Below are 25,988 nucleotides of genomic sequence, written 5' to 3'. Positions count from 1 at the left end.
GTGGGGCGGGATGACCGCGCCGAAGACCGCCGTCACGCGCGACGCCTGGACCGTTCAGTTGTCCCGGGTCCCGGTCTGATCCCTCTTCGTCCGGCGTTCGTGCCGCGAGCCGCATGGTTCGCGTGACGGTGGTGTCGTGTCCGAAACCGGGCCCGAACCATACGAATACGGAGAATCCGAGTTGAATTCCCCCATCGATTGGCGCACGCGCGCCGAAACCGATGCCGATATTCCCGCGGTCCACGCGATCAACCAGGCGGCCTTCGATCGAGCCGATGAGGCCGATCTGGTCGACGCACTGCGCGTCGATCCGGCATGGATCGACGGACTGTCCATCGTCAGCGCACTGCCGGACGACACTCCGGTCGGCTACGCGCTGCTGACCCGCTGCCATGTCGACACCACGCCTGCGCTGTGTCTGGGACCGTGCGCGGTGCTGCCCGAATATCAGAAGTCCGGCGCGGGCGCCGCCGCGATCCGGGCGGCGCTCGCGACGGCGGGGCAATTGGGCGAAGCATTTGTCATCGTGCTCGGGCATCCGACCTACTACCCGCGTTTCGGCTTCGGGAGGGCATCCGAGTACGGCATCGGCCTGAGCATCGAGGTGCCGGACGAGGCGTTGATGGCATTGACGCTCGATTCGGCTCAACCGCTACCGCACGGCACGGTTCGCTACGCCGCGCCATTCGGTATCGACTAGTGAGAGCGGTCAGCGCCCAGCGCTGACGGCGCCGAGGTGGGGCGAGTCGAGTTTCGTCCCACCGTCGGCCAGCCGGTACCAGCTACGTCCGCGCCCGCAAACGGGCAATGGTGGTGTTGTCTGCTGTCCGGTGCGGGCGTGGGGTAGTCGCCTCTACCTGCGCAAACAGTGGTATGTATCGCCGACCACTATGCACGTTTATATCGCTCCGATATAGTGGGCAGTCGCATCCATCGGTTAGGTCTGCACACACAGTCAGGGGGTGAAGCCCGATGCTCGAGCTGGCAATCCTCGGGCTGCTCCTCGAAGCGCCCATGCACGGATACGAGCTGCGCAAGCGGCTGACCGGATTGCTCGGGCCGTTTCGGGCCTTCTCCTACGGATCGCTCTATCCGACGCTGCGTCGCATGCAGACCGATGGGCTGATCGCCGAGGAGAACGTCGCGGGCGTCACCCGTCGTGCGCGACGGGTCTATCAACTGACTGCGACCGGGCGGGAGCGGTTCACCGAACTGCTCGCCGACACCGGACCGCAGAACTACACCGACGACGGCTTCGGCGTCCACCTGGCGTTTTTCAGCCGCACCCCCGCGGAAGCGCGGATGCGGATTCTGGAGGGCAGGCGACGGCAGGTCGAGGAGCGCCGAGAGGGTCTGCGGGAGGCGATCAAGAAGGCCAGTGGCTCATTGGATCGCTACACCCGCCAGCTCCACCAGCTCGGTCTGGAATCAAGCGAGCGCGAAGTGCGCTGGCTCAACGAGTTGATTGCGGCGGAGCAATCGACGAAGGCGGCACCACAGAAAGAGGGAAATAACGGCCATGAGTGAAGACAACAAGGCTGACAAAGCCACCGAAGTCCGCGTCGCCATCGTCGGCGTCGGTAACTGCGCTTCCTCGCTGGTCCAGGGCGTGCAGTACTACAAGGACGCGGACGAGACCGCGACCGTGCCCGGTTTGATGCACGTCAAGTTCGGCCGGTACCACGTCCGCGACGTCAAGTTCGTCGCCGCGTTCGACGTCGACGCCAAGAAGGTCGGCTTCGACCTGGCCGAGGCGATCTTCGCCAGCGAGAACAACACCATCAAGATCTCCGACGTGCCGCCGAGCGACGTTGTCGTGCAGCGTGGTCCGACGCTGGACGGTATCGGCAAGTACTACGCCGAGACCATCGAGCTGTCCGAGGCCGCTCCGGTCGATGTTGTAAAGGTGCTGAAGGACAACAAGGTCGACGTCCTGGTCTCCTACCTGCCCGTCGGCTCGGAAGAGGCGGATAAGTTCTACGCCCAGTGCGCGATCGATGCCGACGTGGCCTTCGTCAACGCGCTGCCGGTGTTCATCGCCTCCGACCCGGTGTGGGCCGAAAAGTTCACCAAGGCAGGCGTTCCGATCGTCGGTGACGACATCAAGAGCCAGGTCGGCGCGACCATCACCCACCGGGTGATGGCCAAGCTCTTCGAGGACCGCGGCGTGCAGCTCGACCGCACCATGCAGCTCAATGTCGGCGGCAATATGGACTTCAAGAACATGCTCGAGCGCGAGCGGCTGGAGTCGAAGAAGATCTCCAAGACCCAGGCCGTCACCAGCAACCTGAAGAAGGAACTGGGCGCCAACGATGTGCACATCGGTCCGTCCGATCACGTGGGCTGGCTCGACGACCGCAAGTGGGCCTACGTCCGGCTCGAGGGTCGCGCCTTCGGCGATGTGCCGCTGAACCTGGAGTACAAGCTCGAGGTGTGGGATTCGCCGAACTCGGCGGGCATCATCATCGACGCGGTGCGTGCCGCGAAGATCGCCAAGGACCGCGGCATCGGCGGCCCCGTCCTCCCGGCCTCGGCGTACCTGATGAAGTCCCCGCCGAAGCAGCTGGCCGACGACATCGCGCGTCAGCAGCTGGAAGCGTTCATCATCGGCGCGGAGTAATCGGGCGCACTGACAAGTAAAGCCGGGCCGGGTGCACAGCTCCGGCCCGGCTTTGCGTATCGAATCAGCCCGGTCGACCGGCCGCGGTTGCATTCTCGAGCGTCTGTCGAGGGTAGTCGAATGGCGGTTGTGGCCGGGGCTGCCAGCCACCATTCGACTACCCTCGATGGGGTGAGCGCTCAGTCGAGGGAGACGTAGACCTCGACTGAGGTCGGCCCCGTGTAGCGCTCGAGTTCCGCGGTGTGCGACCGGGTGATGGTGCCCGCGCTCTCGGCCTTGCGGACCTGTGCCCATGCGGTGCGCAGCAGATCATAGGGCTTATCGGAGACAACGAATTTCGCGTAGCGTCCGGTCGGGACCCGGGTCAGCACATCACCGGCATCCATATCGTCCATCTCGGCGACTTCGTAGCCCAGAATCGCGACGGCGTGATCGTTCTGGCCGATATAGGCCGCGACCCGCGGCACATTCTTCTCCCGCGCCAGATACCGGTCCCAGGTGAAGTTCACCAGGTCCAGGTCGCGGGCGGTCACCTCGCGTCCGGCCAGCGGGACCGTGAGTCCGGCGACCAGGCTTTCGTCCAATGTGACAATTTCGAAGTCCACAGCTGTTCCTAACCGTCGACCGGTTCGTGTGCCAGCGCCACGAATACTTCGGCCGTGCGCGCGTCCGGATAATGTTCCACGTCACCGGTATAGGCGCGCACCAATCGTCCGGCGGCCTCGGCATCCCATACCGCCCGCCAGATGGTCACGATGGTGTCGCCGAGATTGTCGCCGCTGAGCGTGAATCGGGCGAACCGTCCCGCGGGTACTCGGGCGAGCACATCGCCCGGTAGCAGATCCGCGAGGGTGTGGCAGCGGTAGCCGACGATATGCGTCAGGTAGGAGTTGATCTCCGGCGCGTGGTCCACATACGCGGTCGTCGGCGGGCCGGGCAGCTTGCGGGCCAGATTGCGTTTCCACGCCTCCTCGACCTTGGCGCGGCGCGGTCCCTCGACCGCGAGCGCCGGGCTGCGCAGCACTGTGCCCGCCACGAGCGTCTCGGGACGGTCAACGACATTGAAATCCACCGGCGTGCCCCTATGTCTAGTCTGTCTCCAATTGGCGGCGCTCCCGGGCCCCCGTGGCCGCGGAAGCTACTTCCGGGCCTGACGCTCGCGCCGCGTGTCGTCGCTCGAGCGCATATCCTTCCTCATCGATCTCGCGGCGTCGGCGTCGGCCTGGTTTCGGTTCCGGCGCGCGCGCTCACTTCACTCTGGCAAACGATGCTGCCACGTCATCCGTTCCCATGGCCCCGGTCGACGCACATTCATAGCGAACCGAACCCGGCAAGTTGGAAGCTGCGGCCAAGCCAGACGGAGTGAGTCTTACGGCGACCCGTTCGCGGCCCGTCTCGCGTCCGGGTCGTCGATGCGCATGCGACGACGCAGGTACGGGGCCCCGCCCGCTCGGCGCGTGCCCGTCAGGCGCCGAGTGATCCGTCATCGGCGATCAGCGCGGAGTGAGTCTTACGAGCGACCTGTTCGTGGCCCGTTTCGCGTCCGGGTCGTCGAAGCGCATGCGCCGCATGCGTAGGACTCGACCATCCCTCGCGCGTGCATCGGTGGCCGAACGATCCGCTACCGGTGACCACCACGAAGCGAGTCTTACGAGCGACCGTTCGCGGCCCGTCTCGCGTCCGAGTCGTCGAAGCGCATGCGCCGCAGGCGCGAGTCTCGACGACTCGGACGCGAGACACCAGGGGGCCGCGAACCCGCCGCGCCGAAGGCGCGGCCAAAAACTCAGCCCGGCACCGGAATGCTGAATCCGGGGAAGATTTCGACTTCCTTCGTGGGCTCTGGGGCGGGTGGGATGATGATCACCGGTGCGGTGGAGGTGCCGGACGGCGGATTCAGGATGTCGTAGCTGCCGCCGGAGGGTTTGCTCGCGGTCGGCGGGCTGCCTTGCGGTCCGGCCGCCGCGAACTGCTCGATCGGGGTGCCGTCGAGCGCGCCGTCCATCACCTGTTTCCAGATATCGGCGGGCAGACCGGAGCCGTAGATGTCGGTGCCGCGTGTGGTTTCGATGGGCTGGGACTGTTCGGTACCGACCCAGACCGCAGTGGACAGCGACGGGGTGAAGCCGATCATCCACGCGTCCTTGTTCTCTTTCGACTCACCGAGCTGGGTTGTGCCGGTCTTGGCGGCCGAGGGGCGTCCGCCGGACAGGCTGTGCTCGTTGGAATATGCGGCGATCGGGATCATCGCGCCGGCGGTACTGTCGGCGATGCCGCGCGGTATGCGCTGCTGGCCGGGCGGGAGTTGCTTGCCGACCTGTTTGTCGGGTCCGCCCCGATCCAGCAGGACGCGGCCGTCGCCCGCGACCACTCGCTGCACAAAGTAGGGCTGGTGGTAGACACCGGAATCGGCGATGGTCGCGTAGGCCGATGCCATATCGATGGGGCGAACCAGATACTGGCCCAACACGATTCCGTTGAGCGGGTGCCCGCCGTCCTCGGTGAGCGTCTTACCGGCCACGCCCGGGATCTCTTCGGGGATACCGGCCTGATGGGCGGCATCGGCAATTGCCTCCGGGCCGTCGGCCATCGACATCGTCAGTCGATAGAAGCTGGTGTTCAGCGAGCGCTTCAGCGCCTCGGCCATGGTGCATTTGCCGCACGATTCGCCGTCCACGTTGGTGATCTCGGTACCGTGATCGGTCACCGGTGAACTGTCGAGCATCCGGGTGAGCGGAATGCTCTGCTGCAGTGCCGCGATCACCGCGAAGACCTTGAATGCGGAGCCGGTCTGCAACGGCGCCTGCGCGAAATCGAAGCCGATACCGTCGGCCCCGCCGTAGTAGGCGCGCACCGCGCCGGAACGCGGGTCGATCGAAACCACCGCACCACGCAGTTCCGGTGGCTGCGGGTCGAGTCGATCGTGGATCGCGTCGAGTGCGGACTGCTGTGCCTTGGCATCGATGGTGGTGGTGATCTGCAATGCCCCGGTATTCAGTTCCCGCTCGCTGATGCCCGCGCTGCGTAGTTCCCGCAGCACCTGGCTGCGAATCAGGCCTTCCGGGCCGCGGGCCGCGTTGACGTCCGGGATTTCGGTGATCGGGACGATCTGCGGGAATACCGTCGCATCACGGTTGCCCGGCGCGAGCGCACCCATCTCGACCATGCCGTCGAGCACGTACTTCCAGCGCGCGGTCAGATCGGAGAGGTGGGTTTCCGGATCCAGGATCGATGGGGTGCGGATGACCGAGGCCAGTACCGCGCCTTCGGCGAGCGTCAGTTCCGGCACCGACTTGTTGAAGTAGGCCTTCGCGGCCGCCGAGATCCCGTACGCGCCGCGCCCGTAATAGATGGTGTTGAGGTAGGCGGCGAGGATGTCGTCTTTACTCCATTGCCGCGCCATTTTGGATGCGATGATCAGCTCGCGCATCTTCCTGGTCAGGGTGCGTTCGGAGCCGAGGAAGGCATTCTTCACATACTGCTGAGTGATGGTGGAACCGCCGCCCGCATCCTCTTCGCCGAGGATATTGTTCCGCGCGGCGCGCAGGAATCCACTGGTCGAGTAGCCGGGATTGGTATAGAAGTTGCGGTCCTCGGCCGAGAGCACCGCATCGCGCACCGGTTTCGGCACCTGCGACAGCGGTACCGGAATCCGATTGCCGTCGGGCGGAACAACCTTCGCGATCACCGTGGTTCCGTCGGCGGCCAGGATGGTGGCGATCTGATTGGTCTGCACCGAATCAGGATCCGGGATTTCGGCGCTCCAGTAGACCAGCACGAACAGCAACGACGGCACCGCGACGAAGGTGATGAACAGAGCGAGCAGTAGTCGTCGGAAGCGTTCGCCTCTGCTGCGCTGTGGTCGATTCGCCGGGGTCGGTTGCGGCCTGGACGGTTTCGAAGAGCCGGGCGGCCGGGGCTTGTCCCTGCGTCGTGACGTCCCGGTGTTGTGCTCGCTGAATCCCGCGACGGAGGCATAGGGTGCCGGTATCGGTTGGCCCCGGCGACTGCCGCCGCGTCGCCGCTTGCCGAACGAGCTCACGATCATCTCCTCCCGGAGCGTCGGTAAAACTCACCTGCACGGACACGATCGGAAATGACCAGAGATCGTATACACCGAGTATTACCGCCGCAACGGGATTCAACCGATGCGACAGGCGTACTAGCTCTTCACGCCACCCGCCGTCAGACCAGAGATGATCCGGCGCTGGAACAGCAGCACCATGATGACCAGCGGAATCGTGACCATCGTGCCCGCGGCCATGATTGCGGCGTACGGCTGCACGAGCGGGTTGTTACCGGAGAAGCGCGCGATCGCGACGGTCACCGGTTCGGTCTTATCGCTGGAGAGCAGCCGGGCCAGCAGATATTCGTTGACCGAGGCGATGAACGCCAGGATCGCGGTGGTGAATACCGCGGGCGCCGCCAGCGGCAGCATGACCAGCCGGAATGCCTGCATCTTGGTCGCGCCATCGATGCGGGCGGCCTCTTCGAGTTCCCACGGCAGTTCGGCGAAGAACGAGGCCAGGATGTAGACGGTCATCGGCAGCACGAACGAGATGTTCGGGATGATCATCGCCTGGTATTCGCCGATCCAACCGAGGTTGGTGAACAGCTGGAACAGCGGGGTGACCAGCACGACCACCGGGAACATCGATGCGGACAGGATGAGCCCGGAGACCAGGTACTTGCCCTTGAAGGTCAGCCGGGCCAGCGCGTAGGCGGCGAGCACGCCGAGCACCAGGGCGACCGCGGTGGTCACCGCGCCGATGATGACGCTGTTGAGCAGTGCCTTGCCGAAGTCGTTGCCGCGGCTGGTATCGAAGGCGTTGCGGAAGTTCTCCAGGGTGACGTGGGTGGGCCACGGGGTGTTGTCGAAGGTGTATTCCGGATCGCGGAATGCGGTGACGGCCATCCAGTAGAACGGGGCCAGGCCCCACACCAGCACGATCAGCGCACCCAGATACAGCCGAACCGGACCCAGGCGCTTGGTCCAAGGTGCCTGTGCCGCGGGCTTTTTGGTGGTCACGGTGGTCATCAGTGCGCCTCCCGCTGTTCTTCCTGGGTCCGAACGGCATTGGCGCCCAAGACCTTTACCAGCAGGAACGCCACCGCGAAGATCAGCAGGAAGGTGATCGTCGACAGTGCCGCCGCGCTATTGGGACCCTGGCGGACCTGTTCGACCACCAGCGCCGAAATCGGGCGGGTGGACGGGTTGCCGAGCGTCATGATCGCGGGCAGGTCGTACAGGCGCAGTCCGTCCATGGTGCGGAACAGCACCGCGACCAGCAGCGCGGGCCTGAGCAGCGGCAGCGTGATCTGAGTGAAGCGCTGCCAGGCGGACGCACCGTCGACCTTGGCGGCCTCGTACACATCGGCCGGAATCACCTGCAAACCGGCCAGCAGCAGCAATGCCATGAACGGCGTGGTCTTCCAGACATCGGCGGCGATAACCGCGAACCGTGCGGGCCAAGCCTCCGAGGTCCACAACACGTGGGTGCCGAAGACTCGGTTCACCACACCGTCGTACTGGAACATGAACTCCCACAACCGGGCGGTGACCGCGGTCGGAATCGCCCACGGCACCAACACCGCCGCGCGCAGCAGGGCGCGGCCCCGGAAGGTCTTGCCCATCACCATGGCCATGCCGAGGCCGAGGGTGGCCTCCAGGGTCACCGTGATCACTGTGAAGAACAACGTCACGCCGATGGCCAGCCAGAACTGCGAGCCGAGGTTGCCGGTCGGGCAGGAGACCGTCTCGCCGGCCGCCTGACACTGCTGCAGCAGCCAGTGCGTGTAGTTCGCGAAGCCGGCGCTGCCGCCCTCGACGAACATGCCGGTCGCCGGGTCGAGTCCAGGATCCTTCTGGAACGACATGTACAACGCGCGGAAGACCGGATAGCCGACGACCACTGCGAGGGTGATCAGCACGGGCGTGACGAACAACCACGCCTTACCGGAACGCCGCAACTCCAACGCCAAGGTGCCACCGAATCCGCGCTTTGTCGGCTGAGCGCCGTCGCTCGGCACGCGAGTGGCCGTTCCCGAAGGATCCGACACCGTTTCTCTCTCCTACGGGGTGGTCGGGTCCGCTCTTGTACTCGCTACGACCCGGCTGTCTCGATGCCCTTTTGCATACCGGTGATCGCGTCGTCGACGGACTTGGTTCCGTTCAACGCAGCATAAGCGTTGTCCTGGATGGCCTTCGACACCGCGGGGTAGAACGGGGTGACCGGACGCGGCACCGCGTTGGCGATCGAATCCTTCAGTGCGGGCAGGTACGGCATCTTCGCGATCAGCGCCGGATCGTCGTACATCGACGCGCGCACCGAGGGCAGCGCACCCGCCGCGACGATGTGCTGAGCGTCCTCGCTGATCAGGTAGCGCAGGAAGTCGAGCGCGGTGGCCTTGTTCTTGGAGAACGCACTGATCGCCGCGTTGTAGCCGCCGAGGGTCGATGCGCCGACGCCGTTTTCGCCGGGCAGCGGCGCGACGCCGAACTTGTCCTTGACCGCGGAGGATTCCGCGCCCGCGTCACCGAAGGTGGACGGCCAGTTGCGCATGAAGAGCAGCTTGCCGGTGTTGAAGGCGTTGGCGCTCTCCGGCTCCTTGAAGGTGATGGCTTCCTTCGGGATATCGCCGCTCTTGTAGGCGTCGACGAGCACTTTGAGTCCGGCGCGCGCCTGCGGGGTGTTCACGGTCGGGGTCTTGCCGTCCGCGCCGACGAAGGTGCCGCCGTAGGCATTGATGGCCTCGGCAGCGTTCACCGTCAGGCCCTCGTACGGTGCGAGCTGGCCCGCGTAGCAACCCATATTGTTCTGCTTGGCGATCGGGCACTGCGCCAGCATCTCGCTCCAGGTCTTGGGCGGATTCGGCACCAGATCCTTGCGGTAGAACAGCAAGCCGCCGTTGGTGTTTCGCGGCGCGGCATAGAGCGTGTTGTTGTAGGTGGCGCTGGCGACCGTCGGGGACAGCAGTGCCGAGGTGTCGATCTTGAAGGTGTCCTTCAGCGGCTGGATCCAGCCCTTCGCGGCGAATTCCGCGGTCCACGGCACGTCAAGGGCGACCACGTCATAGGTGGACTGCTTGGAGCGCATGTGCTCGACCAGGTCGTCGTACTGCTGCGAGGCATCGTTCGACTGCTCTTTGAAGGTGACCTGCTCGTCCGGGTGCGAGGCATTCCAGCGCTCGATCAGCTGCTTGACCGCGCCGGTTTCGGTGGTGTCCTTGCCCTCGACGTAGGTGATCGGGCCGCGGCCGGTGAGGTTCTGGCTGGATGGATTGCCGCCGTTATCGCTGGAGCAGGCACTGGTGAACGTCGCCGTCAGCAGCGCAACAGAGGCGGCTGCCAACGCCGCTCGTGGTACGAGCGACGAACGTAGGGACGTCACCTTTTTCAAAGCCATCGCGAACACTCCAAGGGGTCGAGACGTGAGCAGCAGCACACCCTGCCGGTGCACAAGGCAAGATACATGGTTGTTATATGCGACGCAGCGATTGTGCCCGTAACAGGGGCACTTTCCAGCCGGGGCGGACGCCGGCGCTGCAATGTCATAGTCGCTCGTAGCCTCGATATTTTGCCGGGCAGACGGTCCGGGCGATCGGCTGACCGGATATGCCCGCGGACAGCAGCATCTGTGGCAGCTGCATCCCAGCCTGCATCCGCAGCAGCAACTCTTCACCCCGGCGGACGCCCCAGCGCTGCTCGGTGACGCCCGTCGGTTCGTCGCGTCGGCCTACAGGTGGCTGGCCGCACGACCCGTCGCGGCACCGGACCTCCTGCGCACCATCGAGGAGTTCTCCCACGCATGATCAGTTCGGATCAGGTGGGTGTGGTCGACGGGTCGGCTGCCGGGTTCCGCGGGCCCGGGGATGGTCGCTCGCGATGCGGTTAGGCTGACTGGCGATGACTTCGCCGAATGCGGTCCCGGACCGGATGCTCACCCGGATCGGTGGGTTGCTGCGCCAAGCCGAATCGACCGATAACGAGCACGAGGCCGAGGCATTTCTGGCCGCGGCCCAGCGGTTGGCGACCAGGTCCTCGATCGACCTCGCGGTCGCCCGCGCGCATATCGCCGGGCGTGAGCGCAGGCCGACGCCGATGCAGCGGATGATTCCGATCGGCGAACCGGGCAAGAAAGGTTTGCGCACCTACGTTCAGTTGTTCGTGGCGATCGCCGCGGCCAATGATGTGCGCTGCGATGTTGCGCGCACTTCCACGCAGGTTTACGCCTACGGCTTCGAGTCCGATATCGATACGTGTGAAGCCCTCTACACAAGTCTGCTGGTGCAGATGGTGCGTGCGTCGGATCAGTACATCAAATCGGGGCAGTATCGTTCGGCCACCGTCGACAAGATCGTCACGGAGAAACGCTGGGGCCGAAAGGTGCAACGACGCGTACAAGCGCCGGTCGCGGCGGTTACCGCGCGGCTGAACTTTCAGATGGCATTCGCCGCACGGATCGGCCGCCGCCTAGCCGAGGTGAAGGCGGAGGTCGTGGCCGAGGTGGTGCCCGAAACCGTGGCGGCGGGTACGGCATTGGCCCTGCGCAATAAGGAAATCGAGCTCACCGACTTCTATAAGAAGACCTCCGATGCCCGCGGCAACTGGCGCGGCCCACAAGCCTCGGCCGGGCATAGCGCTGCGGCCCGGCGTGCAGGTGACCGGGCCGGGAAGGCGGCGCGGCTAGGGACATCTCCCGAACTCAGTGCTGCGCGTGGGCAATTGCCGGGTGGGTCGAAATGAGCGAATTCATTGCGCGACATGCCAATTGCCCGACTCGGCGTGAGCGACGATGGGTGTGAACCGTGAGCGGGGCCAATGAGTGCACGAGATGCCCAGCGCGCCAAGGTGTATGACGCCGAGCAGTTGGTGCGGAGTGTATTCGATCGAGCCGATGAAAACGGTGTCCGCACGGTGGAGCTCTACGGTTCACACCTCACGCTGCCGATCGAGCGCCGCTTCGCCTCGGTCGAATCGGTGCAGGTCTACACCGATAAGGTGCTGAGTCTCAATTGGATTCGGGCGCAATGGGACCGTGCCGCGACGCCCGTCCGGGTCCGCTCTCGCGCCGGAACCGCCGCCGCGCACTACGAGGCCGCCGATGCGGTGCTGGCTGTTCCGCTGTACACCGGTGCGACCGCATGGGCACTGCGCGAATTGGTGATCCTGCACGAACTGGCCCATCACCTAGAGCCCGCCGCCGGATCGGTAGCCCCGCACGGGCCCGAGTTCTGTAGCCGCTACTTGGAACTCGTCGATGGCATTATCGGGCCGGAAGCCGGGCTGGTTTTGCGGTCGAGCATGCTCGGGTGCGGTGTCCGCATAACCTGAGGCCGCTGCTGCTTGTGGTCGCGCCGTGTCTGCGGCCGCCGGTGGCTGATTGTCGGGCTAGGCACGCGAACTCGCGATGCTCGGCTGTGGTGTCCGCCTCCGCGTGTCCAACGCGATCGAAATCGCGCGACCGCGGTTGCGCAAACGCCGAACTTTGGGAGGTGCGGGGTTCGGTGGTCCATTGCTCGCCGTTGTCGACTTCCGTCGCGACACGGTCACTTGGGCGGCCCCAGTGCACGGACCCGGGTAAGTCGGTCCTCCCACCAGCGGGTTCGTACTGGGTCGGGGTGGCGGTAGCGCTCCAGTAGGGCCGGGTCGGGTGTGGGGGGTGACTTCGGGACCGGCATGAAGCCGTCGACCGGGCGGAGTGATTCCTGCACGAGGTCGCCTTCGAGGAGTGACAAAGTGCCCAGGCCGCACGCGAATTCGAGTTCGGGGAGGGCGGCGGCGAGGGCGAGTTGGGCGGCTAGGCCGACGCTGGTTTCCAGGGCGGAGGAGACCACGCACGGCAGTCCAGCGGCCTCGGCGACCTGGAGTGCGCGGCCGACACCGCCCAGCGGGGTGCATTTGAGGACCGCGATATCCGCGGCGCCCGCTACCGCGACGTGCAGGGGATCCTCGGCGCGGCGGATGGATTCGTCGGCGGCGATTCGGACGTCGACACGGCGACGCACCGCGGCCAGCTCCTCGATGGTGCGGCACGGTTGCTCGACGTACTCCAAACCACCGGCGGCACGGTCGATCTGCTCGATATGCGTGACGGCCGTCTCGACATCCCAGACCGCGTTGGCATCCACCCGAACCGAGCCATCGGGCCCGAGCGCATCCCGGACCGCCTCGACCCGCGCCAGATCCTCACTCAGCGAATCCGGGTGATCTGCGATCTTCACCTTCGCGGTGCGGCATCCGGACCCGGCCACGATCGCGTGCGCCCGCTCCGGATCGACTGCGGGCACTGTGCAATTGATCGGAATCCGTTCCCGCACCGGTTCCGGCCAACCGACCGTCACCTGTTCCATCGCGGTCGCCAACCAGCCGGCGGCCTCCCGATCGTCGTACTCGGGAAATGGACAGAACTCGCCCCACCCGAGCGGCCCCCTGATCAACATTCCCTCGCGCACCGTGATGCCGCGGAACCGGGTCCGCATCGGAATGGCGTAGACGAAGGTTTCGGGCATCACCGTGCAGCCTAGCGAGCCCGGTGCCCCCGCCCGCGCTGTGCGTCCGCCGCCGCTGGCAAGGACGCCCGAATCGGCGAATCATTCGTGCACGGGGTTGGGCTGCCGCCGGGTTGTCGTCGGGTGCGTCTGCTGCGGCTGGTAGGGCTGTGGGGATTGGCGAATTTGTTCGTGCACGGGGTTGGATTGCCGCCGGGTTGTCGTCGGGTGCGTCTGCTGCGGCTGGTAGGGCTGTGGGGATTGGCGAATTTGTTCGTGCACGGGGTTGGATTGCCGCCGGGTTGTCGTCGGGTGCGTCTGCTGCGGCTGGCAGGGCTGCGCGGATCGGCGAATTGTTCGCGCGGAGTTGGGCTGCTGCGCGGCTGGCTTCTCGTCGGCCGCGTTCAGTGCCCCTGCTGCCGCTGTGACGGTGCGCTGGTGCGGGTGGTTGGTGCTGGAGCGGAGTGGCACCGGGATGTGCGAGTCCGATGTAGCGGTCATGCTGGGGTATGGGGTCGAGTCGGTTCGAGCTGCGGTTGGCGAATGCGGTTCGGGTGGTGCTCGGGTCGGTATTCGCGGTCGGGTTCGGGTGGGTGGTCGCCTCTTCTGTGCCGCTGTACGAACTCCTCGGGGGTGATGCCGATCCCGATGGGGGTATGCGCTATCTGGCGGTCGCGTATTGCGTTGCGTGGGTCGGGATTGCCCTCTCCGGGGTTGCGGTGGGCATCAGGGTGGTGGAGAAGATCCGCAACCGACGCCGCATCGCGTGGACTCCGTTGGTGGCGGTGCCATTGATTGCCGAGTCGTGGTTGCTCGGTTTCTTGATTGCAGTGGTGCTGGTTTCGATCTGAGCCCGCGGCACCGATACGGGACCGGTGCCGCGGTACTCGGCGACTCAGAGCCGTTCGATAATGGTGGCGTTGGCCAAACCGCCTGCCTCACACATGGTTTGCAGACCGTAGCGCGCGCCGCGCTCCTGCATGGCGTGCACCAGCGTGGTCATCAGGCGCGCGCCGGAAGCGCCGAGCGGATGTCCGATGGCGATGGCGCCGCCGTTCACGTTGACCTTCGACATGTCCGCACCGGTGTCGTGCGCCCAGGCCAGCACCACCGGCGAGAAGGCCTCGTTGATCTCGACCAGATCGATATCGGAGAGCTGAAGTCCGGCGCGCTGCAACACCTTCTGCGTCGCCGGGATCACGGCGGTCAGCATGAGCAGCGGATCGTCACCGGCCACCGCGAAGCTGTGCAGCCGGGCCAGCGGCTTCAGACCGAGTTCCTCGGCGCGTTCGCTGGTCATGATCAGCACCGCGGCGCTGCCGTCGCTGACCTGGCTCGCCGTCGCGGCGGTGATCTGCCAGCCGATTTCCGGGAAACGCGCGGCCATGGCCTCGTCGTAGTAGGCGGGACGCAGTTTGCCGAGGGTTTCCAGGGTGCTGCCGACCCGGATGCCCTCATCGGTTTCCAGTCCGGCGATGGGGGCGAGCTGAGCGGCGAACGAGCCGTTCTTCGTTGCCAGCGCCGCCTTTTCGTGGCTGCCGAGGGCGAATTCGTCGAGCTGGTTGCGGGTCAGTCCCCAGCGGGCCGCGATCAGTTCGGCGCTGATGCCCTGGGATACCAGACCCTCCGGATAACGCTCGGCGAAGCCGACACCGGAGAAGTCGTCGGATCCGATCATGTTTGCGCCCATGGGAACTCGTCCCATCGACTCGACACCCGCCGCGACCACGATGTCGTACGCACCGGCGATCACGCCCTGTGCGGCGAAATGAATGGCCTGCTGGCTGCTGCCGCACTGGCGATCGACCGTCGTCGCCGGTACCGATTCCGGATAGCCCGCGGCCAGCGCCGCACGCCGGGTCATATTGGCGCCCTGTTCGCCGATCTGGGTGACGATGCCGCCGATCACATCGTCGATGAGCGCCGGATCGATGCCGCTGCGGTCGACTACCGCGCGCAGGCTGTGTGCGAGCAGGTCCACCGCGTTGACATTGTGCAGTGCCCCGTTCGGCTTCCCCTTGCCGATCGGCGTGCGTACCGCTTCGACAATCACCGCGTCTCTCATGGTGGTTCCTTTCGAACCGTGAGCCGAGCTCCTCCGCCTGGCTCTATTGGCTTATAGTCAGGTTAACGCCTGGGTATAGGCGACTCAAGCCAGATATCGCTATGATGTTCGTCATGGCAGCCGTGATGGAAGGACCGTTGGCAGATCTGAGCGCGTGGAAACCCACGGAATGCTCGATCGCGAAGGCGATGGACCTCATCGGCACCCGCTCGGCGATCCTGATCCTGCGCGAGGCCTACTACGGCACCACCCGCTTCGACGGCTTCGCCGCCCGGGTCGGCATCACCGACGCCGCGGCCTCCGGCCAGCTCCGCAAGCTCACCGAGGCGGGTCTGCTCGCCAAGCGGCCGTATCAAGAGGCGGGCAGGCGGACTCGCCACGAGTACGTGCTGACGGATATGGGTCGCGATCTACTGCCCGCGGTGCTCGCACTCATGCAGTGGGGCGATGCCTACCTGCAGCCGGGGCCCGCGCCGCTGCTGCTGGTCGAGGAATCCAGCGGTGCGCCGGTCCGGGTGGAGGTGCGCAGCGAAACGGGTCGCGAGATCGACCTCGAAGAACTCGGCGTCCGGCTCAACCCCGAATATTCGCGCGCCGTCCGCTCGGCGAAGTAATCCGCTCAGGCGGTGGCCACCGCGTAGTTGATGTCCTCGGTGCCGAACTTGTTGTAGAGGTGAACCCACAGCAGCACAAGGGGTTCGGTACTCCGCGCGGTCACCACGCCGCCCAGATCGATGATCTGCGCATCGGACCAGCCGAAGGATTTCAGCAGCGCCGCCACCTCGACCTTGGCCGATTCGTCGTCGCCGCTCAGAAAGACATTGTGCCGCCCCGGAATTCGGGACGGGTCAACCATGAGCTGGTTGTTCATGGTGTTGAGGGTCTTGACCACCCGCGCGTCCGGGAAGGCCTGCTGGATCGCCTCGGCGACGCTGCCCCCCTCGGGGGTGGCCAATTTCGGTGGGAATCCGCCGGAGAAATCCAGTGCATTCGACACGTCCACCAGCACTTTCCCGCTCAGATTCGCCGCGCCCGCCGCGGTGAGCGCGGCCAGCGAGACGGTGCCGGAGGTCGCGTTGAACACCAGCTCGGCATCGGCCGCGGCGTCGGCGAAAGTGCCGTGGCGGCCCCCGGTTTCGTTCGCCCACTCGGTTGCCGCCGCATTGTCGGCTGTCCGGGATCCGAGCGTCACCGCGTGCCCGAGTTCGACCAGCTTGCTCGCGAGCCTGCGTCCGACCTGCCCGGTACCGAGCACCGCTATCTTCAACGTCCACTCCTCACGCAGATCCCGTTCGAGCGTCGAGTTTATGAGTGCGGCGTGGTCTTCGCGTGGCCTTCCGCCGTGGGCGAACGCCGATGGCGGCGACTCGGCGCGGGCGTGAATCCGCGCGCAGCGCGCTCGCCGCACAGTTCCACGCTGCGAGCGGTCTCGGGGACGCGGCCTGCGCTGCCTTCCACGACGAGGGCAAGGACGGCACCTTCGTTTCTGCGCGTGCACTTTCGCTGGTATCCGGTAGGAAGTTTCGGATTGGCGAAAGCGCACGCGCAGCGGTCTCAGGACAAGCGGCGACCGTCGACGGCGGAGAAGAAGTAGGTGTGTTCCGGTGTGGGCGTCAACTGCACCCGGGTGCCCTTCTCCGGCGGGTTGCGCCAATCCGCCCGCGCCACAATGGTTTCGCCAGCGCCGTTCGTCACGCCCTCGGCAACCGTACGGCCGTAGATGTAGGCGTCCGAGCCCAGCTCCTCGACGACGTCGACTTCCATCTGGATGCCCGACTTGTCCACCGCCCCACCGATTTCCAGATGCTCGGGCCGTACCCCGACCACTACCGAACCCTCTGCGGCATCCGCGACCGACCGCGGCACCGCCAGCTCGGCGCCGCCGAGCTCCACCGCGCCGTCGGCGACCGGCAGCGTGAACAGATTCATCGCGGGCGAACCCATGAATCCGGCGACGAACACATTCGCCGGATCCCGGTACAGATCGCGCGGCGTCGCGCACTGCTGCAGCAGTCCGTCCTTGAGCACCGCAACCCGATCGCCCATGGTCATCGCCTCGACCTGGTCGTGCGTGACGTACACGGTGGTGGTGCCGAGGCGACGCTGCAGCTGGGCGATCTGCGTGCGCGTCTGCACGCGCAGCTTGGCGTCCAGATTCGACAGCGGTTCGTCCATCAGGAAAACCTGCGGCTGGCGCACGATCGCCCGGCCCATCGCGACGCGCTGACGCTGACCGCCGGACAGCGCCTTCGGCTTGCGTTCCAGATACGGCTCGAGGTCGAGCAGTTTGGCCGCCTCCAGCACCCGGCGCTCCTTCTCCGCCTTGGCGACCTTGGCGAGTTTGAGCGCGAAGCCCATGTTCTCCGCGACGGTCATATGCGGGTAGAGCGCGTAGTTCTGGAACACCATGGCGATATCGCGTTCCTTGGGTTCGGCGTGCGTGACGTCGTTGTCGCCGATCAGAATGCGCCCGTCGTCGACATCCTCGAGCCCGGCGAGCATCCGCAGCGAGGTCGATTTACCGCAGCCGGACGGACCGACCAGCACGAGGAATTCCCCGTCGGCGATCTCCAGATTCAGCTTGTCGACGGCGGGTTTGGACGAGCCGGGGTAGAGCCGGGTCGCGCTATCGAAGGTCACGGTGGCCATGACAAATCACATCCCATCACCGGCAGGAACGTGCCGGACGATCCGAGTAAGGGTTGAGCGGCGATATTACTGGATCTGCTCGATTCGTGCTCGAAATGATCGAGTTCGCGCGCATTCCGGGCAGGAGTTGTCGATGTGCGACAGAAGTTGGATCGGCGCGGTTGGTGGCAATCACTGGGTCCGGCCGAGGTGGTGGGCGTCGTGGCCCGTCCCCATGAATGACACCGCTCATCGTCATCTGGGACCGGTCAGGGGCGCTTGCCGGTACACGCAAACCTCCGCTCCGGCGGCTTGGACGTCGGCGGGCAGGGTGACGAAAGTGTCGGCCGTGCCGTCGCGGAATGCCATCACCCGGTCGCCGGCCCGCAGGTCGTGCACTCCCGGACCGACATCGGTGAGCCTGGCGATGACCGACTCCGCAGGGGCGGGCAGCTAGGACCGCGGACGGATCGAATCGGTCGGAATTTCGATTCTGGTGTCGTGCTTGTCGACTGTCCAGCGGTCCGCGTCGTAGAGCCACCAACGCTCGACCTGCAAGAGGTAGAACCGTCGCGGCCCGTCGCCATGGAACTCCTCCACCGGCAACAACCACTCGGCACGCACACGCGGGTCAGGGAAATTCGTCTCGTAGTAGTACCGGTGATACTCCTCGACTTGGTCGCGGTCGTGGATCGCACGGCAGGAGCCGCTGAATTGAGCGCCGTCGATCGGGATTCCCGAGGGCGCCGAATCGCCGGTGAGCCCGGTCAGGAACATGGAGCCGGAAACCTGTGTCGAGGCCACGATATCGAGCGAGTGCTGAGCGGAGCGCAGCGAATACCACAGTAGCCTCACCGGGGCGTGCAGCGCGACGAAGTTCACCGGCGCCGCCCACGGACCGGCCGACCCGTTGGTCGCGAGGGTCACGAAACGCGCTGTATCAAGGAGCCGCAGGGCCCGGTCGACCGGTGTCGGTGCGGCAGGGCTGGGTAAGGGAATCGGCCGCGGCGGGTCGGTCAGGATGCGGGAATCGAGGATTTCGTACCATTCGTCTTGACTCGTCCGCCTCTGTTCCCAGTCGGGATCTTGTGACCGTCGGCTGATCTCCGCGCGATAGCGACCCCACGCGGCCTCGTCGGCGAAGCTCACATGGTGTTCCAGGCAGTGGACATCCGAGCCGATGGTGACGGTGTGCCAGCGGGTATCGATGATCATGTCCAGATCGCGGTAGAACCACAACTGTCGATCGGCGATCCAGTCCCAGAACGCCCGGAGATCGCCGCGTGCCTTGGCTGTGGGCCGGAATCGGTAGACGAGATGTAGCAACGGGTGACTCTCCTCGGGTTGTCATAGTGTGGTGATCGGCCAGGTCGGACTCAGCGACCAGGGATAGGTCGAAAATCGTTCGCGATAGGACGCGGCCACCCGAAGGTTGTGGGCCGCCACGGCATCCCGGCTGGGCAGCCGCTTATCGTCGGTCAGCACCACCGCGGCCAACGGCTCGAGGGTGGCACCGCGGCGGACCTTCGCCTCCAACGACGAAATCGACAGATCGACCTGACGGAAGCCGGCCGACACGGCATGGTGCAGCGGGGCGTGGAAAGTCGCGACGAAATACGCGTTGGCCCGCCGAGACTGGGCGTAGTCGGCCCCGAAGTACCTGCCGTGCAGACGATCTCCGTGCGGATAGCAGATGGCTACGGCCGCGAGTTTGCCCGCGCGCCGGCAGGAAATGGCCACCGCACGGTCGAGCAGACCCGCCCGCCGCTGCGCCGCGAACACGTCCCGCATCCAGTCCACCCCGTCCCGGCTGCCGTGCTTGTGCCGGGTCTGGGCGATCAACATCGCCGATTCCTCGGCTACCGAGTCCGTCAGTTCGGTGTATTCGACAGCCAGCCCGTGCCTGGCGAAGTCACGAAGCTCATGGCGGCGCAACTTCCTGTTGTGGCTGCTCGCCCGCTGCCCGAGTTCGTGCCAGCCATCGGACGGGACGGTGACGACAGCCTCGGCTGAGTGCACGAGCACACGCGCATCGGGGTGCGCCGCACCGAGTTCCACGGCCGACATGAGAGGCAGGTAGGGCATGATCACTCCGGCCAGGCCGTCGTCGGTGGCGCCGTCGATCGCGGCGCTCAGCAGCATCCGCAACACCGTCGTCCGCTCGGCCCCCGTTGTGCTTGCGAGGGTGTTGTGGGTCGCACGCCGGGCTCCGAGCCAGCGGTACCGTTGCGACCACAGCCCATCCAACCCGGGAAAGAAGTCGGGCAGATGAAACAGCCCCTGCCTGCCCGACTCCCCATCCCACAGCGGCAGCACGCCCACGACCTCACCGTTCGACTGGCAGGCCAGCACGGGGGCCGGTCCGAGCACGTCCTCGAGATGACGCACCCACGCGTAGCTGGTGTACAGGTCACCGGGAGCGACGAGCGCATCCCAGGAAGCCCTCGAGATATCGGCCACTGCTTCGACCCGCCGCACCACGCACGTCGCGCGATCCTCGACGAGCCGACTTGTCATCCCAACCTGCTGCACTGCACCACTTACCTGCCAGCAACTTCTTTGCATGCGAAATTGGCGTATGACGTTCGCCTACGAACCCGGCTCACGGAACAAACCGGAGAGTATGTGATCAACCTAAGGCGAACGCTCGGCCGAAACATCCGCCGCCACCAACCGCAATATCCGCATCTCGCGCCCGGACCGAGGACGTCCGGCATCTCCCCAGCCAGGATGGGCCCCGTTTTCACCGATATCACGTCACGATGACGAATCCCGGGAAGGTCGATGAACCCAAGGGGTCGGCCAAGAGGGGCCGAATCCAGCAATCGGATCGCCCACAGTAGGGCGAATTCGCAACAGAATCGTGTTGCCTATCCATCACCCCGGCAGGAACGTGCCGGACGATCCGAGTAAGGGTTGACCGGCGATATTACTGTATGTGCTCGCTTCGCACGCGATGCGCTCGAGTTCGCGCGCACGCCGGGGCTAGACCTCAGTCGCCGGTGCGCTCATGGGGTACTTCGCAAAGCCCGAACAGGTGTGAAAACGACGGGCAGGGAGGTCATACCGCGCAAGAAGGCCGACGGTCGCCGGACCAGGTTCTGTGGGGGCACGGCCAGATCCAGGTCGGGCAGCCGGTCCAGCAGCACCTCGATGCTGGTGCTCGCGATGATCTCCGCGATCTGCTGCGCTGGAAACGGGCAGCGGTATTCGCCGTAGCTGAAGGCGAAGTGCGCACTGTTGCCGGAATGGGCATCGGTATCCACACCGAGATGCTGGCGGACGTGTGGATCGGCATTGGCAGCGGCCAGTCCGAGCAACAGCAAGTCGCCCGCACGAATTGTTTTTTCCCCCAGCCGCGTATCGCGTGCCGCCCAACGTCCCGCGTGGATCTGCGACGGTGTGTCCTCCCACAGCACCTCGTTCATCGCCTCCCCCACGCTGGAGCGCGCGCCGCCGAGCGCCGCGGCGAAACGATCGTCGGTAAGCATCAGCCGCACCGAGTTCCCGATCCAGTCCGCGATCGGCAGGTGCGCGACGGCAGTGATCGTCATCAGGTCCTCGACATACTCCTCATCGGTGAACGGGATCGGATGAGCCAGCATGCGTGACACCAGATCGGCGCCGGGCCGATCCTTCTTCACCGCCAGTAGATATCGCATGCGCTCTTGGAACAGCGCATACGCCGTCGGGGATTCGAGCCCACCGTCGGCTATCTCGTTCATCGCCCACGCCAGCTGCGGCCCCTCCTCGGCGGGAAAGCCGATGACCGAGGCGAGGGTCAGTACGGGTAGTAGCGCGGCGAACTCCCCGATCAGATCGGCGCTGCCTCTGCCACAGAAGCCGTCGATCAGCCGATCGGTCAATTCCTCACAGGTACGCCGCAATTCGAACGGATCGACCGACTCCAGGGCGGGTTCCACCATCGCCACGTGCCTGCGGTGCTCCGCACCCACGGTGAAATAGATCGACGGCCGCCTCGACCCGAACATCGGCCGCAAGGGCCAGTCCTCGGGGATATTCGGCCACTGGTTCCACAGGCCGACGTCGCGGGGGAACAGCTCCGGGTCGCTGGTGACCTGGTGCAGTTCGCGGTAGCCGATGACCAACCAGGCCGGTACGCCGCCGGGCAGTTCGACAGCGACCACGGGGCCGTGGTCGCGGCGCATTTCTCGATAGAGATGATGCGGATCGGTGTGGAAGCGCGGGCCGGCCAATGGCACGGCCGTGGTGTTCGGCCGCATCGGGCAGCCGGTGCTCGCGCTCGATTCGGCGCTGGAGGTGGTCATGACGCGATCTCCGGGGTGGTGCGAGTATGCGGGACCGCGAGGTTCGAGGCCGCTGCATAGATGTGCTCGACGAGCGTGATCAGGACACGTTTGGCGGAATCGCGGGAACGAGCATCGCAGTCGACGAGCGGCACCAGAGGATCCAGATCGAGGGCGGCACGGATCTCGTCGGGCCGATTCGGTGCACCGAAGTTGTTGCAGGCCACGATGAACGGGGTCCGCTGATGTTCGAGCCGGTCGATGGCATACCAGGAGTCGGCGATGCGACGCTGGTCCACCAGCACGATCGCGCCGAGCGCTCCGGTGAACAAGCGGTCCCACAGGAACCAGAACCGTTCCTGCCCCGGGGCGCCGAATAGGTACAGCACGTTTTCGGCGTCGATGGTGATCCGCCCGAAATCGAACGCTACTGTGGTCGTCGACTTGCCCGGTGCGCCGCTCGGGTCATCGATACCCAGGCCGGCGTCGGTCATCGTCGCCTCGGTGTCGAGCGGGCGAATCTCGCTGACCGAGCGGACCAGAGTGGTCTTACCGACGCCGAAACCACCCACTATGACGATCTTCAATCCGCGCTGAGTTGTGCTGTCCAGCGGTGCGTCGGCACGCGAGGGCTTGGCGTTCGGCGTGGCGGTGTCAAAGATTGCGGAGTCCAACGAGCACCTTCTCGAGGGTGGTGGAGTCGGGCACCGAATTCCACGGTGCGCCAGGAACTGTGGGGCTGACGTGCGGATGCCGCACGGTGATCTTGCCCGCGTGCAGCAGGTCGGAAAGCAAGATCGTGGCGATGCCGACCGGCAGCCGCAACTCGGCGGCGATCTCGACCACTGCGGTCGGCGCCCGGCACATATCGAGGATCGCCACGTGCTCGGACTGCATGCCCGGTATCGGATCGCATTCGCTGACCACCAGGGTGACCAGGTCGAAGGCGTCGGAGTCCGGTTTGCTGCGTCCTCCGGTCAAGGTGTACAGCCGGTCCGGTTCATCGTCGCGGCCTGCCCGGACCACAACTACCCCTGTACCCCGGCGCGCGGCGCGGCCGCGAGGTGCTCACTCAGTTGTTCCACCAGTTCCCGCATGTTGTGGCCGATCAGGCCGGCGTCCGCGTCCTCGGCGGCGACGACGGCTATATGTGCGCTCGCACCGGCTTCGACGACGAACAGGATGCCGCCGTAGAACTCGATCATCGATTGACGGACCCCGCCGCGGGCGTCGCCGAACTCGACGGAGGCACCGTGGGACAGGCTCTGGATACCCGCTGCGATCGCAGCGAGCTGATCAGCGCTGTCGGTGCCGAGTTCCGGTGTGTGGCACATCTTCAGCCCGTCGCTGGATAGCAACAGGGCATGCCGGGTTCGGGGCGTACGGTCCAGCAGTTGTTCCAACAGCCAACCCAACTGCGAGGGCACAGACGTTGTCATCGATCGTTCTCCACGGCATAGGAAAGGGAAGGTGATTGCGGGGTAGGGACCTCGGTACTTTCGGCGGCGAAAGCGCGTTGGAATGCACCGAATGCGGCGGGATCCGACGCGGGCGGGGGTACCGCCGCCGCAGGGCGCTGCGGCGCGGACAACCCGTCGGGGTGGACCGCAGCCAGCGTGCTGCCCCGCTGCCGCTTCGGCAGTACTGATTCCACATCAGCGGGCTGAGTTTTCGGCGGCGCGGCGGCGGGCACCGGAACCGGCGTCGGCAACGTGAGTACGGCCGTCGCGCCAGGAGCACGATCCAGGCGTGTGGTGAGATCCCGTGGGACAACTACCACCACTGCGGTTCCGCCGATCGCGGAAGGGCGATACGACACGGTGAGACCGTGCTTGCGGGCCAAATGGCCGACCACCGCCAGGCCGAGCCGAGTTCCGCTCAGCGACGACAGATCCAAAGCGCCGTCGGGTCCGTTCCGGCCCGCGCCGGACACAGCCTGTTCGGCCCGCTGCAGCGCCGATTCGCTCATCACCAGACCGCTGTCCTCGATGGTGATCACGACACCGGCAGGAACTTCGGCCGCGTAAACGTGCACTTCGGTGGTCGGCGGGGAGAAGTTGCACGCGTTATCGATGAGTTCGGCCAGCGTGTGCATCACGCCCTCGGCGGCATGTCCGGCGATCGCGATGACGGCAACGGCGCGTAGCCGGACCCGCTGATAGCCCTTCACACGTCCCAACGCGCCACGCAGAATTGATTCCATCGCAATCGGTTTCGCCCATCGGCGCCCCGATCGCGCACCGCTGAGCACCGCGATGCTGTCGGCGAGACGGCCCGCTTGCGCAACGCGGTGATCCAAGTGCAGGAGGTCTTCCAGGACGCGGGGATCGCTGTGCCGGTTTTCCATCTCGCGCAACTCCGCCAGCATGCCGGTGGTCATCGCCTGTATGCGGCTCGCCGCACCCGCGAACGCCGCCATCGCTGCGGCACGGCGGGTTTCGTTGTCCTTGGCGTCGCGTGCATGCGCATCCGCAGCCTCGTTCGCGGCCGCGATGCGTGCCGCCGCATCTCTATCGGATTCCTGCGTTCGCGTGGCCGCGGCCTCATATGCGGCGATGGCCAGGCGGGCTCGCATGGCTTCGCCGTGGAAGTACACCGTCGCGGTTACCGTGGCGCACAACGCGATCGAGGCCACAATGCTGCCGATCGCTACCGGGGTACGGAACTCTGCAGGCGCGGAGGACAGCGCGGCTACCGCAACTGCCGCAGTCACAATGGCGCACGTCACGAACGCCGAGATAGGAAGTAGTTGTCGAACCGGACGTCCTCGGTGCTGTCCATTCGACGGATTCGATGATGATGACAAGTTCCGTACTTCCGCATCCACGTTCACCGCCGGGAACCTCGTCGTTTTCCCGATATTCTCTGCGTAGCAGCATGTTCTATTTCTCACACCACCACGCGGCTTAGAAATCTCGCGGCCGAGCATAGCTGGAGAATGACGAATCCGCCCGAGTTGGGGCCCTTAAGTCGATCTGTCCAGCTTGTCGATGGCTTCTATGTTTGCTGCAGTGTGACGCGTTGCCCGGAGTCGACCACTGCCGGGACCGGGGAACATCCGATGTGCCGGACATCGCGCTGATCGAACCGGCCAGATCAGACGGCTGGCAATCCGGAGCCATTGCGGCTCAGGACGCCGGCTGGATCCGTAACACCGACCGCAAATTGTCCGACGGTCTGTCGGTCCGTAATTTATTGCGGCACAGGATGTTTGCATTGTCGGTGGAGTTCGAGGGAAGATATGAGGATCAAGCCATCAGCATTTGTCCTGCTCGCGGCGAGCATGTGATCGGCACTGTCGGATCTGGCACGAGTTCGTCGTCAAGTGTCGGCACCGGCACTTGCGGTCCCGTCCGAGTGCGGCACTGGCGGGTTACGTCCGGAACTCGCTGCCACGCACGACGCTCCGGAGCCCGCGGCAACGTGGTGACCTTCACCCTCAACCCAAACTCGGTCCAGGCGAGTGGCCAATTCCCGCCGGACAACTGAGCCGCCCTACACGCAGTACGGAAGTCCTGCGGGCCAGCGAAGCCGCTTGCCCGTCGCGGGAAATCATGCGGGTGAACTCATGGGCGCTCACCAGGAACGGGAAATACTGCATCCGACGGTGTGCGCGCAACTCCTAGCATCAATCTGTGAAATTTGGAATGCTCTCCGCCATAGGTGCTCTCACCCTCGCCGCGGTGTCCGTGGCAGCTCCCTCCGCCTCCGCCTTTCCTACGGGCTCAGCCGGGAATGGGGACGGCCGAGAAGTGGTGATCATCGACGGCACTCTGGAGCTGAGCAACTTGGACTCGTGCTGGGCTAGTGGCTTCGCGCGCGACATTCGCTTCGAGAACCGCAGCACCCGCAATTTCCTGGTGTATGCATCCAAAGACTGCACAGGTGAGCCCACCGCGACCGTGACTCCGGGCGGATC

26 protein-coding genes are annotated in these 25,988 nt (G+C 65.5%); 8 read left to right on the top strand and 18 right to left on the bottom strand.

Annotation, left to right across the window (positions count from 1 at the left end):
• Positions 1 to 181: 181 nt before the first annotated feature.
• The 3 genes from ACIBW7_RS01050 (at position 182) to ACIBW7_RS01040 (ending at position 2,620) form a co-directional block, all read left to right on the top strand.
• Complete coding sequence (locus ACIBW7_RS01050; protein ID WP_397044111.1) at positions 182 to 700, top strand: GNAT family N-acetyltransferase; 519 nt, start codon at positions 182 to 184, stop codon at positions 698 to 700.
• 272 nt (positions 701 to 972) lie between these two features.
• A complete protein-coding gene (locus ACIBW7_RS01045; RefSeq protein ID WP_397042866.1) occupies positions 973 to 1,527 on the top strand; it encodes a PadR family transcriptional regulator in 555 nt (184 codons plus the stop codon).
• Positions 1,520 to 2,620 (top strand): inositol-3-phosphate synthase, encoded by a 1,101-nt coding sequence (locus ACIBW7_RS01040; protein WP_397042864.1) that lies wholly within the window; start codon positions 1,520 to 1,522, stop codon positions 2,618 to 2,620. The genes ACIBW7_RS01045 and ACIBW7_RS01040 overlap by 8 nt, the downstream gene beginning before the upstream one ends.
• Before the next feature lie 179 nt (positions 2,621 to 2,799).
• Here ACIBW7_RS01040 and ACIBW7_RS01035 read toward each other — a convergent pair whose 3' ends face one another.
• The 7 genes from ACIBW7_RS01035 to ACIBW7_RS01005 form a co-directional block, all read right to left on the bottom strand.
• Positions 2,800 to 3,225 carry a GyrI-like domain-containing protein gene (locus tag ACIBW7_RS01035; RefSeq protein ID WP_040697421.1) on the bottom strand — a complete coding sequence of 142 codons (426 nt, stop codon included), beginning with the start codon at positions 3,223 to 3,225 and terminating at the stop codon, positions 2,800 to 2,802.
• Between the two features lie 8 nt (positions 3,226 to 3,233).
• The gene (locus ACIBW7_RS01030; protein ID WP_397042863.1) at positions 3,234 to 3,692 is read right to left on the bottom strand and encodes a GyrI-like domain-containing protein; all 459 of its coding nucleotides are present in this window, start codon (positions 3,690 to 3,692) and stop codon (positions 3,234 to 3,236) included.
• A 711-nt stretch (positions 3,693 to 4,403) separates the two neighbouring features.
• On the bottom strand, positions 4,404 to 6,665 hold the full coding sequence (locus ACIBW7_RS01025; RefSeq protein WP_397042861.1) for a transglycosylase domain-containing protein: 2,262 nt from the start codon (positions 6,663 to 6,665) through the stop codon (positions 4,404 to 4,406).
• Between the two features lie 114 nt (positions 6,666 to 6,779).
• The gene (locus ACIBW7_RS01020; RefSeq protein ID WP_397042859.1) at positions 6,780 to 7,655 is read right to left on the bottom strand and encodes a carbohydrate ABC transporter permease; all 876 of its coding nucleotides are present in this window, start codon (positions 7,653 to 7,655) and stop codon (positions 6,780 to 6,782) included.
• Positions 7,655 to 8,677, bottom strand: a complete 1,023-nt coding sequence (locus ACIBW7_RS01015) for a carbohydrate ABC transporter permease (protein ID WP_397042857.1) — start codon at positions 8,675 to 8,677, stop codon at positions 7,655 to 7,657. The genes ACIBW7_RS01020 and ACIBW7_RS01015 overlap by 1 nt, the downstream gene beginning before the upstream one ends.
• 44 nt (positions 8,678 to 8,721) lie before the next feature.
• Positions 8,722 to 10,023 carry an ABC transporter substrate-binding protein gene (locus ACIBW7_RS01010; protein WP_397042856.1) on the bottom strand — a complete coding sequence of 434 codons (1,302 nt, stop codon included), beginning with the start codon at positions 10,021 to 10,023 and terminating at the stop codon, positions 8,722 to 8,724.
• A gap of 145 nt (positions 10,024 to 10,168) precedes the next feature.
• Positions 10,169 to 10,423, bottom strand: a complete 255-nt coding sequence (locus ACIBW7_RS01005) for a hypothetical protein (RefSeq protein ID WP_397042854.1) — start codon at positions 10,421 to 10,423, stop codon at positions 10,169 to 10,171.
• A gap of 100 nt (positions 10,424 to 10,523) precedes the next feature.
• Here ACIBW7_RS01005 and ACIBW7_RS01000 point away from each other — a divergent pair, with 100 nt between their 5' ends.
• Complete coding sequence (locus tag ACIBW7_RS01000; protein ID WP_397042852.1) at positions 10,524 to 11,363, top strand: DUF2786 domain-containing protein; 840 nt, start codon at positions 10,524 to 10,526, stop codon at positions 11,361 to 11,363.
• 75 nt (positions 11,364 to 11,438) lie between these two features.
• Positions 11,439 to 11,951 (top strand): TIGR04338 family metallohydrolase, encoded by a 513-nt coding sequence (locus ACIBW7_RS00995; RefSeq protein ID WP_387286830.1) that lies wholly within the window; start codon positions 11,439 to 11,441, stop codon positions 11,949 to 11,951.
• Positions 11,952 to 12,166: 215 nt separating this feature from the next.
• On the opposite strand, the gene ACIBW7_RS00990 is transcribed toward ACIBW7_RS00995, so the two are convergent.
• On the bottom strand, positions 12,167 to 13,129 hold the full coding sequence (locus tag ACIBW7_RS00990) for an o-succinylbenzoate synthase (RefSeq protein ID WP_397042850.1): 963 nt from the start codon (positions 13,127 to 13,129) through the stop codon (positions 12,167 to 12,169).
• Between the two features lie 488 nt (positions 13,130 to 13,617).
• Between ACIBW7_RS00990 and ACIBW7_RS00985 the strand changes: the two genes are divergently transcribed.
• Entirely contained in the window at positions 13,618 to 13,959 is a 342-nt protein-coding gene (locus ACIBW7_RS00985; protein WP_397042849.1) for a hypothetical protein, read from the top strand.
• Positions 13,960 to 14,003: 44 nt separating this feature from the next.
• Here the strand turns inward: ACIBW7_RS00985 and ACIBW7_RS00980 are convergent, their stop codons facing one another.
• Positions 14,004 to 15,173, bottom strand: a complete 1,170-nt coding sequence (locus ACIBW7_RS00980) for a thiolase family protein (protein ID WP_387286825.1) — start codon at positions 15,171 to 15,173, stop codon at positions 14,004 to 14,006.
• 101 nt (positions 15,174 to 15,274) lie between these two features.
• Here ACIBW7_RS00980 and ACIBW7_RS00975 point away from each other — a divergent pair, with 101 nt between their 5' ends.
• The gene (locus ACIBW7_RS00975) at positions 15,275 to 15,787 is read left to right on the top strand and encodes a winged helix-turn-helix transcriptional regulator (RefSeq protein ID WP_387286823.1); all 513 of its coding nucleotides are present in this window, start codon (positions 15,275 to 15,277) and stop codon (positions 15,785 to 15,787) included.
• Positions 15,788 to 15,792: 5 nt separating this feature from the next.
• Here the strand turns inward: ACIBW7_RS00975 and ACIBW7_RS00970 are convergent, their stop codons facing one another.
• The 9 genes from ACIBW7_RS00970 to ACIBW7_RS00930 all read right to left on the bottom strand — a co-directional run bounded on the left by ACIBW7_RS00970 (position 15,793) and on the right by ACIBW7_RS00930 (position 24,782).
• Positions 15,793 to 16,581 carry an NAD(P)-binding domain-containing protein gene (locus ACIBW7_RS00970; RefSeq protein ID WP_397042847.1) on the bottom strand — a complete coding sequence of 263 codons (789 nt, stop codon included), beginning with the start codon at positions 16,579 to 16,581 and terminating at the stop codon, positions 15,793 to 15,795.
• Positions 16,582 to 16,727: 146 nt separating this feature from the next.
• On the bottom strand, positions 16,728 to 17,822 hold the full coding sequence (locus ACIBW7_RS00965) for an ABC transporter ATP-binding protein (protein ID WP_397042845.1): 1,095 nt from the start codon (positions 17,820 to 17,822) through the stop codon (positions 16,728 to 16,730).
• 432 nt (positions 17,823 to 18,254) lie between these two features.
• Positions 18,255 to 19,127, bottom strand: a complete 873-nt coding sequence (locus ACIBW7_RS00960; protein ID WP_397042844.1) for a hypothetical protein — start codon at positions 19,125 to 19,127, stop codon at positions 18,255 to 18,257.
• A gap of 21 nt (positions 19,128 to 19,148) precedes the next feature.
• Positions 19,149 to 20,318 (bottom strand): GNAT family N-acetyltransferase, encoded by a 1,170-nt coding sequence (locus ACIBW7_RS00955; protein ID WP_397042842.1) that lies wholly within the window; start codon positions 20,316 to 20,318, stop codon positions 19,149 to 19,151.
• Between the two features lie 491 nt (positions 20,319 to 20,809).
• On the bottom strand, positions 20,810 to 22,090 hold the full coding sequence (locus tag ACIBW7_RS00950) for a cytochrome P450 (protein WP_397042840.1): 1,281 nt from the start codon (positions 22,088 to 22,090) through the stop codon (positions 20,810 to 20,812).
• A complete protein-coding gene (locus tag ACIBW7_RS00945; RefSeq protein ID WP_397044109.1) occupies positions 22,087 to 22,656 on the bottom strand; it encodes a GTP-binding protein in 570 nt (189 codons plus the stop codon). Before ACIBW7_RS00945 ends, ACIBW7_RS00950 begins: the two co-directional genes overlap by 4 nt.
• Positions 22,657 to 22,723: 67 nt before the next feature.
• Complete coding sequence (locus ACIBW7_RS00940; RefSeq protein ID WP_063045723.1) at positions 22,724 to 23,095, bottom strand: DUF742 domain-containing protein; 372 nt, start codon at positions 23,093 to 23,095, stop codon at positions 22,724 to 22,726.
• A gap of 2 nt (positions 23,096 to 23,097) precedes the next feature.
• Entirely contained in the window at positions 23,098 to 23,508 is a 411-nt protein-coding gene (locus ACIBW7_RS00935; RefSeq protein WP_063045724.1) for a roadblock/LC7 domain-containing protein, read from the bottom strand.
• Positions 23,505 to 24,782, bottom strand: coding sequence for a sensor histidine kinase (locus ACIBW7_RS00930; protein ID WP_397042838.1), 1,278 nt, complete (start codon positions 24,780 to 24,782; stop codon positions 23,505 to 23,507). The genes ACIBW7_RS00935 and ACIBW7_RS00930 overlap by 4 nt, the downstream gene beginning before the upstream one ends.
• Positions 24,783 to 25,132: 350 nt before the next feature.
• Here ACIBW7_RS00930 and ACIBW7_RS00925 point away from each other — a divergent pair, with 350 nt between their 5' ends.
• On the top strand, positions 25,133 to 25,558 hold the full coding sequence (locus tag ACIBW7_RS00925; protein WP_397042836.1) for a hypothetical protein: 426 nt from the start codon (positions 25,133 to 25,135) through the stop codon (positions 25,556 to 25,558).
• Positions 25,559 to 25,988: the final 430 nt, after the last annotated feature.

It is taken from the genome of Nocardia sp. NPDC049526 (assembly GCF_044465765.1).
GTDB lineage: Bacteria > Actinomycetota > Actinomycetes > Mycobacteriales > Mycobacteriaceae > Nocardia.
This window is presented reverse-complemented; position numbering and strand designations above follow the sequence as displayed.

Coding starts and splice junctions, on each gene's coding strand:
- ACIBW7_RS00955 (WP_397042842.1), bottom strand. CDS start 20,318: ATGACAAGTCGGCTCGTCGAGGATCGCGCGACGTGCGTGGTGCGGCGG.
- ACIBW7_RS00950 (WP_397042840.1), bottom strand. CDS start 22,090: ATGACCACCTCCAGCGCCGAATCGAGCGCGAGCACCGGCTGCCCGATG.
- ACIBW7_RS00965 (WP_397042845.1), bottom strand. CDS start 17,822: ATGGCCACCGTGACCTTCGATAGCGCGACCCGGCTCTACCCCGGCTCG.
- ACIBW7_RS01040 (WP_397042864.1), top strand. CDS start 1,520: ATGAGTGAAGACAACAAGGCTGACAAAGCCACCGAAGTCCGCGTCGCC.
- ACIBW7_RS01025 (WP_397042861.1), bottom strand. CDS start 6,665: ATGATCGTGAGCTCGTTCGGCAAGCGGCGACGCGGCGGCAGTCGCCGG.
- ACIBW7_RS01020 (WP_397042859.1), bottom strand. CDS start 7,655: ATGACCACCGTGACCACCAAAAAGCCCGCGGCACAGGCACCTTGGACC.
- ACIBW7_RS01010 (WP_397042856.1), bottom strand. CDS start 10,023: ATGGCTTTGAAAAAGGTGACGTCCCTACGTTCGTCGCTCGTACCACGA.
- ACIBW7_RS00995 (WP_387286830.1), top strand. CDS start 11,439: ATGAGTGCACGAGATGCCCAGCGCGCCAAGGTGTATGACGCCGAGCAG.
- ACIBW7_RS01000 (WP_397042852.1), top strand. CDS start 10,524: ATGACTTCGCCGAATGCGGTCCCGGACCGGATGCTCACCCGGATCGGT.
- ACIBW7_RS00980 (WP_387286825.1), bottom strand. CDS start 15,173: ATGAGAGACGCGGTGATTGTCGAAGCGGTACGCACGCCGATCGGCAAG.
- ACIBW7_RS00935 (WP_063045724.1), bottom strand. CDS start 23,508: ATGACAACGTCTGTGCCCTCGCAGTTGGGTTGGCTGTTGGAACAACTG.
- ACIBW7_RS01045 (WP_397042866.1), top strand. CDS start 973: ATGCTCGAGCTGGCAATCCTCGGGCTGCTCCTCGAAGCGCCCATGCAC.
- ACIBW7_RS00985 (WP_397042849.1), top strand. CDS start 13,618: ATGGGGTCGAGTCGGTTCGAGCTGCGGTTGGCGAATGCGGTTCGGGTG.
- ACIBW7_RS00990 (WP_397042850.1), bottom strand. CDS start 13,129: ATGCCCGAAACCTTCGTCTACGCCATTCCGATGCGGACCCGGTTCCGC.
- ACIBW7_RS00975 (WP_387286823.1), top strand. CDS start 15,275: ATGATGTTCGTCATGGCAGCCGTGATGGAAGGACCGTTGGCAGATCTG.